At 56.9% G+C, this 14820-nt stretch carries 12 protein-coding genes; 3 read left to right on the top strand and 9 right to left on the bottom strand.

The window, feature by feature from the left end:
- Nucleotides 1-21: 21 nt before the first annotated feature.
- Genes AC3CHX_RS25435 through AC3CHX_RS25410 form a run of 6 tightly spaced genes read right to left on the bottom strand, consistent with a single transcriptional unit; the run spans nt 22 to nt 5082 of the window.
- Nucleotides 22-1515: an RNA polymerase factor sigma-54 gene (locus AC3CHX_RS25435; RefSeq protein ID WP_488630746.1), complete on the bottom strand. Its 1494-nt coding sequence runs from the start codon at nt 1513-1515 to the stop codon at nt 22-24.
- 17 nt (nt 1516-1532) lie between these two features.
- Entirely contained in the window at nt 1533-2285 is a 753-nt protein-coding gene (gene lptB, locus AC3CHX_RS25430; RefSeq protein WP_488630745.1) for an LPS export ABC transporter ATP-binding protein, read from the bottom strand.
- A 1-nt stretch (nt 2286) separates the two neighbouring features.
- The gene (gene lptA / locus AC3CHX_RS25425) at nt 2287-2826 is read right to left on the bottom strand and encodes a lipopolysaccharide transport periplasmic protein LptA (protein ID WP_488630744.1); all 540 of its coding nucleotides are present in this window, start codon (nt 2824-2826) and stop codon (nt 2287-2289) included.
- A gap of 60 nt (nt 2827-2886) precedes the next feature.
- Nucleotides 2887-3486 (bottom strand): LPS export ABC transporter periplasmic protein LptC, encoded by a 600-nt coding sequence (gene lptC, locus AC3CHX_RS25420; RefSeq protein WP_488630743.1) that lies wholly within the window; start codon nt 3484-3486, stop codon nt 2887-2889.
- A 7-nt stretch (nt 3487-3493) separates the two neighbouring features.
- Entirely contained in the window at nt 3494-4063 is a 570-nt protein-coding gene (locus tag AC3CHX_RS25415; protein ID WP_488630742.1) for a KdsC family phosphatase, read from the bottom strand.
- Complete coding sequence (locus AC3CHX_RS25410) at nt 4063-5082, bottom strand: KpsF/GutQ family sugar-phosphate isomerase (RefSeq protein ID WP_488644931.1); 1020 nt, start codon at nt 5080-5082, stop codon at nt 4063-4065. The genes AC3CHX_RS25415 and AC3CHX_RS25410 overlap by 1 nt, the downstream gene beginning before the upstream one ends.
- Before the next feature lie 141 nt (nt 5083-5223).
- Between AC3CHX_RS25410 and AC3CHX_RS25405 the strand changes: the two genes are divergently transcribed.
- On the top strand, nt 5224-7212 hold the full coding sequence (locus tag AC3CHX_RS25405; protein ID WP_488630741.1) for a monovalent cation:proton antiporter family protein: 1989 nt from the start codon (nt 5224-5226) through the stop codon (nt 7210-7212).
- A gap of 138 nt (nt 7213-7350) precedes the next feature.
- Here AC3CHX_RS25405 and AC3CHX_RS25400 read toward each other — a convergent pair whose 3' ends face one another.
- Both AC3CHX_RS25400 and uvrA read right to left on the bottom strand, forming a co-directional pair.
- Nucleotides 7351-8136, bottom strand: a complete 786-nt coding sequence (locus AC3CHX_RS25400; protein WP_488630740.1) for a phytanoyl-CoA dioxygenase family protein — start codon at nt 8134-8136, stop codon at nt 7351-7353.
- A gap of 103 nt (nt 8137-8239) precedes the next feature.
- Nucleotides 8240-11092, bottom strand: coding sequence for an excinuclease ABC subunit UvrA (uvrA, locus tag AC3CHX_RS25395; protein ID WP_488630739.1), 2853 nt, complete (start codon nt 11090-11092; stop codon nt 8240-8242).
- A 229-nt stretch (nt 11093-11321) separates the two neighbouring features.
- On the opposite strand from uvrA, the gene AC3CHX_RS25390 reads away from it, so the two are divergent.
- The gene (locus AC3CHX_RS25390; protein ID WP_488630738.1) at nt 11322-12575 is read left to right on the top strand and encodes an MFS transporter; all 1254 of its coding nucleotides are present in this window, start codon (nt 11322-11324) and stop codon (nt 12573-12575) included.
- 30 nt (nt 12576-12605) lie between these two features.
- Nucleotides 12606-13127 (top strand): single-stranded DNA-binding protein, encoded by a 522-nt coding sequence (gene ssb / locus AC3CHX_RS25385; protein ID WP_488630737.1) that lies wholly within the window; start codon nt 12606-12608, stop codon nt 13125-13127.
- A 191-nt stretch (nt 13128-13318) separates the two neighbouring features.
- Here ssb and AC3CHX_RS25380 read toward each other — a convergent pair whose 3' ends face one another.
- Nucleotides 13319-14668: an IS4 family transposase gene (locus AC3CHX_RS25380; RefSeq protein WP_488630736.1), complete on the bottom strand. Its 1350-nt coding sequence runs from the start codon at nt 14666-14668 to the stop codon at nt 13319-13321.
- Between the last annotated feature and the right edge of the window lie 152 nt (nt 14669-14820).

Below are 14820 nucleotides of genomic sequence, written 5' to 3'. Positions count from 1 at the left end.
GTTGTGCAAACAAGCAAACAGCTACAGAGATTTGCGCAAATTAACCGGCGGAATTCTTAATGCTTCGCGATATTTTGCGACAGTACGGCGAGCTACAACCATACCTTGTTCCGCGAGCATATCGGCAATCTTGCTGTCAGAGAAAGGACTTTTAGAATCTTCCGCTCCTATGAGTTGTTTGATTAACGCCCGTATCGCCGTTGAGGAAGCCTCTCCACCTGCCTCCGTAGCAACATGGCTACCGAAGAAATACTTTAATTCGAACATCCCATGGGGGGTGAGCATGTATTTCTGAGTGGTTACGCGAGAAATGGTGCTCTCGTGTAAACCTAGTGTATCAGCTATTTCGCGCAACACAAGAGGCCGCATGGCGACTGCGCCATGCGAAAAAAAGTTGCGTTGGCGTTCTACAATTGCCTGGGCGACACGCAAAATTGTATCGAAGCGCTGCCGCATGTTCTTGATCAGCCATTTGGCCTCCTGCAATTGCGAATTGAGCGATCCTTCGCCCTTACTTTGTTTGAGGATGTTGGCGTAAAGTGCGTTGACGCGCAGTCTTGGCATAACGTCATTGTTGAGCATCACCTGCCAGCCATTCTTGGCCCGTCTGACAATCACGTCTGGCACCACGTAGTCCGAGGTGTTGCCGGCGAAGGTAGCGCCTGGATGCGGATTGCATTGCTTGATCACCACCTGCGCTTCGCGCAAATCTTCGTCATCGCAATCCAGCGCTTTCTTGATTTTATTGAAATCGCGCTGGGCAAATAAGGTCAGATAATCTTGCACAATTGTCAGCGCCAGACGGCGGGTGACAAAAGGGATCTTGGGAAAAGCCTTAATTTGCAGTGCCAGACATTCAGAGGCGTCGCGGGCGCCGACTCCGGTCGGATCGAAGCTTTGGACCATCTTCAATGCCGTCAATAGTTCTTCGACTTCGATCTCCAACTGCTCGGGCAGACGCGCGTAAATATCCTCCAGCGTTTCCTCCAGATAGCCATTCTCGTCAAGTGCATCAATGATCAATTCAATGAGCGCACGGTCGCGTTGCTGGTCCACCGCTTCACGCATCTGCTCCAGTAAATGCTCGCGTAGAGTCGATTCGTGTGCTTCCAGTTGGGGCCTTGCATCCTCGTCGTCCGGTGCCTTGGCGCTACGGGCGACGTCGTCAAAACTCCATTCGCTATCACCGCCGCCGTCAACGTTTTCCTGACTGTTTTCGCCGGCTTCCTGAACTTCGCCGCCAGCTTCCGGTTCGGTTGGCGAGCTGCTGACTTCGCTGTCGCCAGTCGGCGCATCCATGGTTGATGCGGTGCCGCTGATGGCACCGTCGGCCAATAACCGGACCGAGTTGTCGAGCGGATCGTCGAGGCGTTCCAGTAGCGGATTATCAGAGAGGATCTGTTCCAGTTCCTGGTGCAGCTCCAGCGTCGATAACTGCAGCAACCGTATGGATTGTTGCAGTTGCGGGGTCAGCGCCAGGTGTTGCGAGGTGCGGAGTTGGAGAGACTGTTTCATCGGTGCCTGGGACTCGGTTACATGCGGAAGTGTTCACCCAGATAGACCCGTCGCACTGATTCATTGGCGATGATGTCGTCCGGACTGCCGCTGGCCAGCACGCTGCCCTGGTTGATGATGTAGGCGCGATCGCAAATGCCGAGCGTTTCGCGCACGTTATGGTCGGTGATCAGGACGCCGATGCCGCGCTCTTTCAGGAAGCGGACGATGCGTTGAATTTCGATCACGGCAATCGGATCGATCCCGGCGAATGGTTCGTCCAGCAGCACGAAACGTGGATTAGTCGCCAGCGCCCGGGCGATTTCGACGCGCCGCCGTTCACCGCCGGACAACGACAATGCCTGACTTTCGCGCAGCTTATCAATTTGCAATTCCTGCAGCAGGGATTCCAGCTTGTCCGAGATTTGTTTTTTGGTGAGGCCGCTGCCATTCGGGCGCTGCAGTTCAAGTACCGCACGGATATTATCTTCCACCGTCAGTTTACGGAATACCGATGCCTCTTGCGGCAAGTAGGACAGACCAAGCACGGCGCGTTGATGAATCGGCAAGCGCGAGATGTCGATGCCATCCAGGTCAATCGCTCCGCCATCCGATGGCACCAGGCCGACGATCATGTAGAACGAGGTCGTTTTGCCGGCGCCGTTGGGGCCGAGCAGGCCGACCACTTCGCCATTTTTTACCTTCAACGACACGTCATGCACGACCTGGCGCGCACCATAACTTTTTTGCAACCCTGTGACGATCAGCGTGCTGGAGCTAGCGGCGGTCATCTCATTTCCCCTTCGGTTGGATGACGGCTTTGATGCGCCCGGATCCTGGCTGGCTGGTGCCGGAAACATCGTTGTTGACCGAGTAGAACTCGGCCCGGCTATCGTACGAGATGAATTCGCCGTTGACGACATCGGTAGGCTTGCTGCCTTGCAGGCGTCGCATCTGGGCCTTTGAAAATAATTTGACGATTTCGGTTTTGTCATCGTATTCGATACGTTCAGCTTCGCCGTCGATCCACAGGTCAGGACCGCCGTCGCGCTTCTGGCGGAAGGTGGCAAGACCGCCTGGCGCCGCATACAGGGTGGCGAACTGGTAGCCGGATGGATCGGTGGTGACGACCACCTTGTTGGCTTTCATTACCAGTGTGCCGCGCGTCAAGACGACATTGCCGGTAAAGATCTTGATCTGCTTGACGTCATCCAGGGTGAACTGATTCGCTTCTACATTCGACGGTTTATCGGCATCGGCTTTCTCGGCGCGCGCACCCGACATCAACATCAGTTGCAATGCAAGTAGCGATAAAAAAAGAACACGTTTCATAAAAAGTCCTGAAAAAAGGATAACGTCACAAGGCATTATCTGGGTATGCGAGCGGCTTGCTTACGGTTGGCGCGGTGCCGCGCGATAGGTGCCGCGGACATTGCTCAGCAGGCGCAATTCTCGCGTCGCGTTGTTGGCATACATGCCGGTACCCGTCATTTTCGATTGGTCGATCGTGATCTCGACCGGCTTGTCGCTTTTCATGATGTCGTCGTCAGGCAACAGCAACAGGTAGTCGGACTGCAAATGGAGCTTCGAGGACTTTGCGGTTGCCGGGCGATCCGCGTTGACATTGCCATACATATTGACTTTGCTATTGTTGTCTTCGATCTTGGCGGTGTCGGAGCGCAAGGTCATTGGCGGGCTTTCTTTGTCCAGGCTGTGGATCACCGGCAGCGTTACGTCAAATGAGTCGTCGCCGGGATTGTGCGTCAGGCGCTGTCCGGAGATGTTGTAGCGCGGCTGGCCATTGACGGCCAGTTGCACATAGTTAAATTTTTCGACGTAATAGTCAGGCGCAACACGCGGCGCGCGCGGCATCATTTGCTCAGTATCTTTACGCATCACTTCCATGATCCAGAAGCTGCCCAGCGTCAGTGCCACGCACAGCGCCAGCAGCAACATGAAACGGAGGCGAAAGGTTGAACGCAGGTTTTTCATACAGCCTTCAGCACCCGGGAATGGCGCTCAAATACGGTGCCAGAGCAGCTTCATACTTGTTTTGAGCACGGAGAATCAAATCGCATACTTCACGCGCTGCGCCATGGCCGCCGCTGGCCTGTGTGACGTAGTGCACGCGCGATCTGACTTCGTGATGGCCGTTAGGAACGCTGACAGCGAAGCCGGCGCGCGCCAGAATCGGCAGGTCAATGATGTCGTCGCCAATAAAGCCGCAGCCATCCGCCGTTAGCTTGAGCTGCGCCAATAACGCCAGGAACGCGGCATGTTTGTCATGCACGCCCTGATGGACATGCGTGATACCGAGATCGCTGGCGCGACGGCTGACAATTGCCGATTGACGGGCGCTGATGATGGCGGTGGCGATGCCTGCCTGTTGCAGCAGTTTGATGCCCAGACCATCGAGCACATTGAAGCGTTTCAGCTGTTCGCCGTCAGCACCAAACAACAGGCCGCCATCAGTCAGAACGCCATCGACGTCAAAAATCATCAGCCGGACTTGCGCTGCGCGGACCAATACTTCCGCACTCGCGCCGACGGTGTTGTCGATGACAGCCATCAAATCACCTTGGCGCGGGTCAGGTCGTGGATATGCAGCGCCCCGACCAGCGTGCCGTCGAGATCCGTCACCAGCAACTGATTGATGCGGAACTTCTCCATTATCTGTACCGCGTCGACCGCCAGCTGATCCGGTCCGACGCTGCGCGGATTGGCATGCATCACATCAGCGATAGACAGCTTGGAAAAATCTTGTACGTGTTCGATCAAACGACGCAGATCGCCATCGGTAAACACGCCGACAGGATGAAATTTGTCGTCCACCACGGCGGTCATGGCGATCCCTTTGCGGGTGATTTCGAGCAATGCAGCCGATAGGGACACATCGGCGGTGACTGCCGGAATCTCGTCGCCGCTGCGCATCACATCGCGCACGTGGGTCAGCAAACGGCGGCCGAGAGCGCCGCCGGGATGGGAGCGGGCGAAATCCTCTTCGCGAAAGCCGCGCGCATCCAGCAAAGCCACCGCCAACGCGTCGCCCAGCGCCAAGGTCGCGGTAGTACTCGCGGTCGGCGCCAGATTCAGCGGGCACGCTTCTTGATCTACCTTGACGTTGAGATGGACCGTTGCCAGTTGCGCCAGTCCGGAGTCATCGTTGCCGGTCATCGCGATCAGGGTTGCGCCCATGCGTTTGACGATAGGCACTATCGCCATCAGCTCAGCGGTTTCGCCGGAGTTGGAAATGGCGATAAAAGCATCATTTTCCGTCACCATGCCAAGATCGCCATGGGCGGCTTCGGCTGGATGGATGAACAGGGCGGGGGTCCCGGTTGAGGCCAGTGTCGCCGCAATTTTGCGGGCGATGTGACCGGATTTTCCGATTCCGGAAACGACCACGCGGCCGCTGCAGTTCAGCAACAGCGCAACCGCTTGCGCAAATGGCGCATCGGCATTGTCGGAAATCCGGTGTTTCAGGGCGAGGATGGCGTCGGCTTCGATTTGCAGCGTTTGGCGTGCAAGTTCCAGCGCGCGGGTGGCGTTAAAAGATTTTGGCAAGATTTTGGCATCGGTTACACTCATCTCGAAAGTATAAACGAATTCCCAAAGCAAAAAACTTGCCAGTGTCATTCTGCTGCAATTAATCTGAGGGCGGCCTTCCAACTTAGGATGCTGTGTTGCAAAATCTCTATTTATTATGAATTAACTACGAACTGAACAAGCATGCTTTCCGGATTAGAACTTACCATTTTGTTACTTGGCTCCGCCGTGCTCGGTGTCGTGGCTTTTCGCATGTTGCACTTGCCGCCGATGTTGGGTTATCTGGCGGTCGGCATTCTGATTGGTCCCCACGCACTCGGTTTTGCCGAAGACAACGCGACGACGCACGCGCTGGCTGAATTCGGCGTGGTGTTTTTGATGTTTTCGATTGGTCTGGAATTTTCGCTGTCCAAACTGTCGGCGATGCGCCGCATCGTGTTTGGGCTGGGCATGGCGCAGGTGCTGCTGACGATAGGCGCCACCATGTTGTTCGGCTGGGTCGCCGCCTACCTCCTGCCGCAATTGACGAATATCAGCTGGCAAGCGGCGTTTGCACTGGGTGCCGCGCTGACCATGTCGTCCACCGCGATCGTCTCGAAACTCCTGACGGAGCGGCTGGAACTGGAGACCGAACATGGTCGCCGCATCATGGGTGTGCTGCTATTCCAGGACCTGGCGCTGGTGCCGTTGCTGATCATCGTCCCGGCGCTGGCAAAAGATTCCGGCAATCTGGCGGCAACGCTGGGCTGGGCCAGCGCCAAAGCGGCCATGGTCCTGGTGCTGCTGTTATTCATCGGCCAGAAATTGATCCGCGGCTGGTTCCAGATTGTGGTCAGGCGCCGCTCGCAAGAATTGTTCATGCTCAATCTGCTGCTGATCACGCTCGGTGCGGCCTGGATTACGCAGCGTGCCGGGTTGTCGCTGGCGCTTGGTGCTTTTATTGCGGGCATGCTGATTTCGGAAACCGAATACAAACATCAGGTGGAAGAGGATATCAAGTCATTCCGCGATGTCTTGCTCGGCTTGTTTTTCATTACCATCGGCATGCTGTTGAACGTGCGCCTGGTCATCGAAAACTGGTGGCTGGTATTGCTGCTGCTGAGCGGACCCGTATTGCTCAAATTTGGCCTGATTGCGGCGTTGGCGAAAGTCTTCGGCTCTTCTACCGGCGTCGCATTACGGACCGGGTTGGCGCTGGCGCAAGCGGGTGAATTCGGTTTTGTGCTGTTGAGCCAGGCTGGCGGCTTGCATCTGATGGACCCGTTGCTGATCCAGTTGATTCTGGCATCGATGGTACTGTCGATGCTGGCAGCGCCGTTCATTTTGAACAAGTCGGATGCCATTGTGATGAAGCTGTCTGCCAATGAATGGATGATGCAATCGCTGGCGTTGACCCAATTGGCGACGCGCACCATGGCGACCCAGAAGCACGTCATCATCGCCGGTTTTGGCCGCAGCGGCCAGAGTTTGGCCACGCTGCTGGAAGAGGAGGGGATCGGTTATCACGCGCTGGACCTCGATCCCGACCGTGTGATTGAAGCGCGCGCAGCCGGCGCGCATGTGTCATACGGCGACGCCTCACGCCGCGAGAGTCTGGTGGCGGCCGGTTTGCACCGGGCGGCGGCGCTGGTCATCACGTATGCCAGCACGCCATCGGCGTTGCGGGTGTTGCACCATGTGCATGAGCTGGCGCCGACGCTGCCGGTGATTGTGCGTAGTTACGATGATACCGATCTGGATAAATTGCGCGCTGCCGGTGCGGCCGAGGTGGTGCCCGAGGCACTGGAAGGCAGCCTGATGCTGGCGTCGCATGCGCTGGTGATGCTCGGGGTACCGTTGCGGCGCGTAGTACATCGGGTACAAGCCTCGCGTGACGAACGTTACGCTTCCTTGCGCGGCTATTTTCATGGCGCCGGAGACGCCACTGACTCCGAAGATCATTTGCAGGACCGACTGCATTCCGTCACTTTGCCGGAGGGCGCAAAAGCCATCGGCAAGTCGCTGGCGACGCTTGATCTGGCCAAGCTTGGAGCAGAAGTCAGCAGCGTCAGACGCGGCAAGAAGCGCATCGATATCGGCCCGGAGACGGTGTTGCAAAGCGGCGACATTGTTGTTTTACGCGGCGTTGCCGAGGGTATTTCGAAAGCGGAAGAGCGCTTGTTTACGGGGTGACAATGGGTCATGCCGACACCGACCGCAGTCGGCGCTGCTACGCGTTCAAGCCCTGACCTGATAGGCTGCACGCGTCAGGAATAGCGTGCCGGCGGCAGCGCCGGTACCGCCACAGGCGATGGCGATAGACCGCCGTTTTTATGGCGCGGCTGAGTTGTCGAGCAAGATGTCTTCAGCCGCCGCCGAGCGGCTGCCGGCGAGCGGCGGATTGCTGACGCCATGATAGGCAAACACCACCGATTCCTTGACCCTGAGGCTATTGTTTCTGCCTGCCGCGTGGAACAGGCCGCTGTGAAAGAAGACGACGTCACCCGGATTCAAGTGCAGGGAAATGCCCTGCGCAAACAAGGCTTGATTCTCTGCTACGTCCGGGCGCAGAAAGTCCAGTCCATCCATTTGTGCGGGTGCTATGTCGAAGCGATGCGAGCCTGGAATAAAACGCAGGCCGCCATTGTTCTCGGTTTCGCTATCCAGCGCCAGCCATACCGAAATCAGTTCATTGCGGGGAAACGACCAGTAGCGGATATCGCGATGCCAGCCGGTGGCGGTGCCGAAGTCCGGATGCTTGGTCATCACGCAATTGTGATGGGCCAGGGTCAGGCAGACTTGCTCGCCGAGCAGTTGCGTCAGCATCGCGACCAGGTGCGGATCGACGGCCCACTGGCGGTACGATTCATGGCGTTGATAGGCATCCCGCAAGCGGCGTGCAGTGCGGCCGCCAACGCTTTCGAGCGAACTGGGCGCGCCAGCGTAGCCGACCTCGGATTCGTATTCCAGCGGCGCCACCGCAGCGTGCAAATGTTGATTGGTAACTGCTACCATCTGTGCGCAGTCTGCGGCCGATACAAGGCCCGGCAATACCAGATAACCGTCTGTTTCAAATGCCGCGATCTGCGTTGCAGAAAGTGGGTTCTTGCTGTTCATCACGACGTCCCTATGGTTGGAAGACCTGCGCAATACGCTAAAAAGCAGGATGGATGCGCGCTGCACCTGTCCGCCCTGCTTATTATCCTCTTGCGCGGTCTATTTATATTTTCTCTAACAATGGTGCCAGATATTTTCCGGTAACGCTGTTCGGATTCTTCGCCACATCTTCCGGCGTCCCGGTCGCAATAATCAGGCCGCCTCCAGCGCCACCTTCCGGACCCAGGTCAACCAGCCAGTCGGCGGTCTTGATGACGTCCAGATTGTGTTCGATGATGACCACGGTGTTACCCTGATCGCGCAGGCGATGGATCACCTTCAGCAACAGATCGATATCGTGGAAGTGCAGGCCGGTGGTCGGCTCATCCAGAATGTACAGCGTGCGACCGGTATCGCGCTTGGACAATTCCAGCGACAGCTTGACGCGTTGCGCTTCGCCGCCGGACAGCGTAGTAGCACTTTGGCCGAGGCGGATATAACCCAGGCCGACATCCAGCAGCGTCTGCAATTTGCGGGCGATAACCGGCACCGGCTTGAAGAATTCATGCGCTTCTTCGACCGTCATTCCCAGCACCTGGGTGATGTTCATGCCCTTGTATTGAACTTCCAGGGTTTCGCGGTTATAGCGTTTGCCGTGACAGACATCGCACGGCACATAGACGTCCGGCAAGAAATGCATTTCGACCTTGATCACGCCGTCGCCCTGGCAGGCTTCGCAGCGGCCGCCTTTGACGTTGAACGAAAACCGTCCGGCACTGTAGCCGCGTTCTTTCGCCATCGGCACGCCGGAAAACAAATCGCGGATCGGCGTGAACAAGCCGGTGTACGTCGCCGGATTTGAACGTGGAGTACGACCGATCGGTGCCTGGTCAACCGAAATCACCTTGTCGAAATGTTCCAGTCCGCTGATCGATTCATGCGCTGCCGGTTCGGCTTGGGAGCCGTACAAATGGCGCGCCGCCGCGTGATACAGCGTGTCGTTGACCAGCGTCGATTTGCCCGAGCCGGAGACGCCGGTGACGCAGGTCAGCAAACCGACCGGCAATGTCATCGTGACGTGTTTCAGGTTGTTGCCGCTGGCGCCGGCGATGATGAATTGCTTGTCCTGATTGGCTGCGGTGCGCTTTTTTGGCACGGCAATCTTGAGTGAGCCATTCAGATATTTGGCGGTCAGTGATTTTTTGCTTTTGAGGATTTCCGAAAGAGGTCCCTGGGCAATGATTTCACCACCGTGAACGCCGGCGCCGAGGCCCATGTCGACCACATAATCGGCCGTGCGGATGGCATCTTCATCGTGTTCAACCACCAGCACGCTGTTGCCGATATCGCGCAGATGACGCAGCGTTTCGATCAGTCTGTCGTTGTCGCGCTGATGCAAACCGATGGACGGCTCATCGAGGACATACATGACGCCGGTCAGGCCCGAGCCGATCTGCGATGCCAGGCGGATACGCTGCGCCTCGCCGCCGGACAACGTGTCGGCACTGCGCTCCAGCGATAAATAATCGAGACCGACGTTGTTGAGAAAGGTCAGGCGCGAGATGATTTCCTTGATGATGCGGTCGGCGATTTCTTTCTTGGCGCCGGTCAGTTTCAGCTTCTCAAAGAAGTGCAGGGTCTCGCGCAATGGCGTTGCCGCGATTTCGTAAATGGCCCGTTCCTGTTTGCCGTTGCCGACCTTGACGAAGCGTGCCTCGATGCGCAGACGGGCGCCATGGCAGGATGGGCATTCCTTCTCGTTGATGAACTTGGCCAGCTCTTCCTTGACCGCCATCGAATCGGTTTCGCGGTAACGCCGTTGCAGATTGTTGACCACGCCTTCGAAGGTATGTTCTTTGACCACCGCCTTGCCGCGCTCGTTGATATACGTGAACGGAATGGTTTCGCGGCCGGAGCCGTACAGCACTACCTGCTGGGCTTTTTCCGGCAGCTTTTCAAACGGCATGTCGAGATCGAACGCGTAATGCGCGGCCAGATTCGACAGCATCTGGAAGTAAAACTGGTTGCGCCGGTCCCAGCCCTTGACCGCGCCGCTGGCCAAGGACAGATTCGGGAATGCAACGATGCGCCTGGGATCGAAAAATTCGATATGGCCAAGACCGTCGCATTCCGGACAAGCCCCCATCGGATTGTTGAACGAGAACAGGCGCGGTTCCAGTTCTTGCAGGGAATAACCGCAAATCGGGCAGGCGAATTTGTTCGAGAACAGATGTTCGGTGCCGCCGTCCATTTCCAGCGCAATGGCGCGGCCCTCGGCCAGCCGCAGTGCCGTTTCAAAACTTTCTGCCAGCCGCTGTTTGATATCTTCCTTGACCTTGATGCGATCGATGACGACGTCGATGGTGTGCTTTTCGGTTTTCTTCAGTTTGGGCAAATCATCGACTTCATAGATCCTGGCGCTGCCGGTGCCGCTTTGAATGCGGAAACGGACAAAACCTTGCGCCTGCATATGCTCAAACAGATCGACGTGCTCGCCCTTGCGATTGGCAACTACCGGCCCCAGGATCATCAGTTTGGTGTCTTCCGGCATCGCCAGCACCGCATCCACCATTTGCGACACCGATTGCGCTGCCAATGGTTTCTCCGGGTGATCCGGGCAATACGGGGTGCCGACGCGGGCGTACAGCAGGCGCAGATAGTCGTGAATTTCAGTGACTGTGCCGACCGTTGAGCGCGGGTTGTGCGAAGTGGCTTTTTGTTCGATGGAAATCGCCGGCGACAGACCCTCGATCAAATCGACATCCGGCTTCTCCATCAATTGCAGGAACTGCCGGGCATACGACGACAGCGATTCGACGTAGCGCCGCTGGCCTTCCGCATACAGCGTGTCGAAAGCCAGCGACGACTTGCCGGAGCCGGAGAGTCCGGTGATGACGATCAGTTTGTTGCGGGGTAAATCCAGATTGATGTTTTTGAGGTTGTGCGTACGCGCACCCCGGATGCGAATTTCTTCCATGAACAGCTTTCTGCGTAAATTTTTGCCGCGGTGGTTTGTGTTGGAATTGCAGCTTACTTGTTCGTCGTTACCGCTCAGTTGGTGTTGTTCAACTACCAAGCATCAGGCCAAAATGGATCAACCTGATACTATAACGGGTTTCGAACCTCGTAGTAATACGCGCTCCAACACCAAGTCCAATCAGTTTGACTACCGATCCTTGATCGCAAGGCATGACACTACTTCCAACATGAACAGCTCGCTATCTTCTACCGCTATTGCATCCGGCGCCGACATCGGTAATCGCATGAACCGCGCCGAAATCCGCTCGAGCGCCTCGCTTGCCTCGATTTTCGCCTTACGTATGTTGGGTTTGTTTTTGATTTTGCCGGTGTTTTCGGTGCATGCTAAAACGCTCCCCGGCGGCCAAAGCGCGACGCTGGTCGGTCTTGCCATGGGGATTTACGGGCTTGCGCAATCGTTCGGCCAAATCCCGTTTGGCGCAGCCTCCGACAAATACGGCCGCAAGAAAGTCATCATCATCGGCTTGCTCCTGTTTGCGCTGGGGTCGTTCATTGCCGCCGGTGCGACCGATATTTATTGGGTCATCATCGGTCGCGCAGTGCAGGGCGCCGGCGCGATTTCCGCCGCGGTGACCGCCTTCATCGCCGATGCGACCCGCGAAGAACACCGTACCAAGGCGATGGCGATGGTCGGCGGTTCGATCGGCCTGACCTTCGCCTTGTCGATGGTGGCCTCGCCATTGTTATATCAATGGATCGGCATGGGCGGGATTTTCGCCATCACCGGCGTGTTGTCGTTGGCGGCGATTGCCATGATTATCTTCGTGGTGCCGGACGCACCGATGGTGCAAGCCAAGCGCGTCGCCTGGTCGGAAATCCTGCGTAACGGCGGATTGATGCGCCTGAATGTTGGCGTGTTCTCGCTACATCTGACGCAAATGGCGATGTTCGTGGTGATGCCGTCAGCGCTGGTGCAATACGCCAACTTGCCGGTCACCGAACACTGGAAAATTTATTTGCCGGTGGTGCTGATCTCGTTCGTGTTGATGTTGCCGCCGGTCTTCATCGGCGAAAAACAAGGCAGGATGAAACAGGTATTCATCGCTGCGATCTCCATGTTGCTGGCGGTCCAGATCGGCATGTGGCTGGCCTTCTCGCAAACGGCAGTGCACTGGCCGTTGCTGGCGGGTTTGTTGCTGGCGTTTTTTATTGCCTTCAACGTGCTCGAAGCCAGTCTGCCATCGCTGGTATCGCGCATCGCACCGCCCGCAGCCAAAGGGGCCGCACTCGGTGTTTACAACACGTTGCAGGCGCTTGGCTTGTTTTGCGGCGGCGCCTTAGGGGGCCTCCTTAAACAACACGCTGGAGCGTCGTCAGTATTCGTACTGGGCGGTGTCTCGACTCTGGCTTGGCTTATAATCGCCTCCGGCATGCAGAATTTACCGCGTCGCGGTCAGCCAGCCGCCGCGGTTACACATTAAATACAGTTAATCAAGATTTAGGAGAAATACATGGCATCGGTCAATAAAGTCATCATCGTCGGCAACCTGGGCCGCGATCCGGAAACCCGCTACATGCCGAACGGCGAAGCGGTTACCAACATCGCCGTTGCGACGACCGAAAGCTGGAAAGACAAGAATAGTGGTGAAAAGAAAGAGTTGACCGAATGGCATCGGATTACTTTCTATCGCAAACTGGCTGAAATCGCCGGCCAATACCTGAAAAAAGGTTCGCAAATCTACGTCGAAGGCCGTCTGCAGACCCGCAAATGGCAAGATAAGGAAGGCGTAGAGCGCTACACCACCGAAATCATCGCCGACACCATGCAAATGCTGGGCGGTCGTCAAGGCCAAGGTGGCGGGGCCTCGATGGACGACGGCGGTTACGACAGCGCCCCGGCGCCGCGTCAAAACGCCGGCGGCTCTTCGTACAACGCACCACCATCCGGCAACGCGCCAGCGCGCCCGGCACAAGCACCGGCCTCACGTCCGGCGCCGAACTTTTCGGATATGGATGACGATATTCCGTTTTGACCGGATAAAAGAAATTCTGTTAAGTTATGATCAGAATGTTTTGATATAAGTCACTGATTTAATACGGAAAATCAAAGTAAATTAACCTCTTATTCCTGTAAAGGTTTAAGAGGTTTTTTTGTCTTTAGAAAATGTGGCGTTGGGGTTTCGTATATAGAACATTTTGACAAGATAGGGTAATCCCCACCTCGTTATACACAAGTCTGCTGAGCGACATTTCTGCGTAGCGCACGCATTGTCTTGACCGCCACGTGAACATCCTTCAAACCCAGCCAGATTGTCTTGACGCCGGGCTCGCCGTCACCTTTGCGGGCAAGGAAGCCACCCAGGCATGCGATCTGGCGCACGACGTCATTCAGCCGCGGCTTCTCCGGCGGTACCTTGTTGCGCAGCAGGTAAGCCGCCTGGATCTCGTCCGGATCGAAGAACAATTTCGCATCCAGGTCAGGGCACGTTCGCCCCAGCCGCATCAGATGGGCGATTCGCCATGCCACCACCAGATACAGCGCGAGCGCGCGCTCGATGCGTTCGATCGCGCCAAGCTGGAGTGCCTCGACACGGCACGCATTCTTCAGCACATCGAACAGGATTTCAATTTCCCATCTGCAGCGATACCAATTGATGAGTTCAACAACAGCTTCGACCGTTTCTGCATCGCGGTTAGTGAGCAAACGCCATTCGATCGGTTTGACGTCGGCCGGCGCGTCGATCTCGCGCGCAATGATGCAGGTAGCGCTGACCGTCTTGCCTTTTCCGGCCGGCAGTTCGACGCGACGTGCCCACAGTTGCTGACGGACCGTACGTGCCTTCACGCCGTGCCGCGCCGACATCGCAAACTCGATTTGTCCCAGCGCTTCCCCGATGCAGGTGTGTGCCCACAAGGTGTCCCCGTCCGGCAGGCAGCGGTTGTGCTTGGCGCGTACCAGCCAATCGGCCGGCGTCCCCAATTGCAGCGCACGTGCCATCAAAGGCATCATGTCCGCTTCGCGGTCGGCCACGTACACCAAGCGGGTGGCGGGCAATTGCGGCGCCAGTTCGGCCAGCCGTTCGTAACCCTCGACCCAGCGCAGGCTTTCCTTCGGTCCGCCGCGCTTTCCAGAAGCATCTTTTTTTTCACGCGCCCACATCCAGGCGTCGAGAATGCCCAGCGGCTCGCGCTCGGTCGTGACGGCATAGGTCGGGTGCAGGTACATGCCGCGCTGCGCCTCATAGCTCAGCGGGCCAAGGCCACGGGCCGACTGGCCATTGAAGTCAAGTTCGGTACTATCCTGAAGGCACAACACCACCGGCTGCGCTCTCATCCGCTCCTGCGTCTGCTGCCAGTGCGGCTCCAGAATCTCGCGCCAGTCAACGGCTGCATTGTCAAAAAAGCGATATGCCCCCATCGTCTCGCCCCAGCCATTGCAGGCTTTGGGCACGCTCGCCGTCGGCTCGGCTGCCAGTCGCTCCATCAATATCCTCGCTCGCTTGTTCAGGCGCGCATCGCCCAGGTCGAGTTGTTCAAATTCTGTCTCTGTCCAGGGTGTCGGTGCGATAGCCAATTCGTTCACTCAAAAGACGAGAGTAAACCTGAAACGGCGCCAGTTTACAAGGGCTGCGGCAAGTCATTGAAAGTTAACGAGATTTTTGTGTCTGGTCAGAGAAGTGTCAGACTTGTGTATAACGAGGTGGGTAATCCCCCGCCAAAGGATCG

This window comes from Glaciimonas sp. OK215, from assembly GCF_057787885.1.
This window is presented reverse-complemented; position numbering and strand designations above follow the sequence as displayed.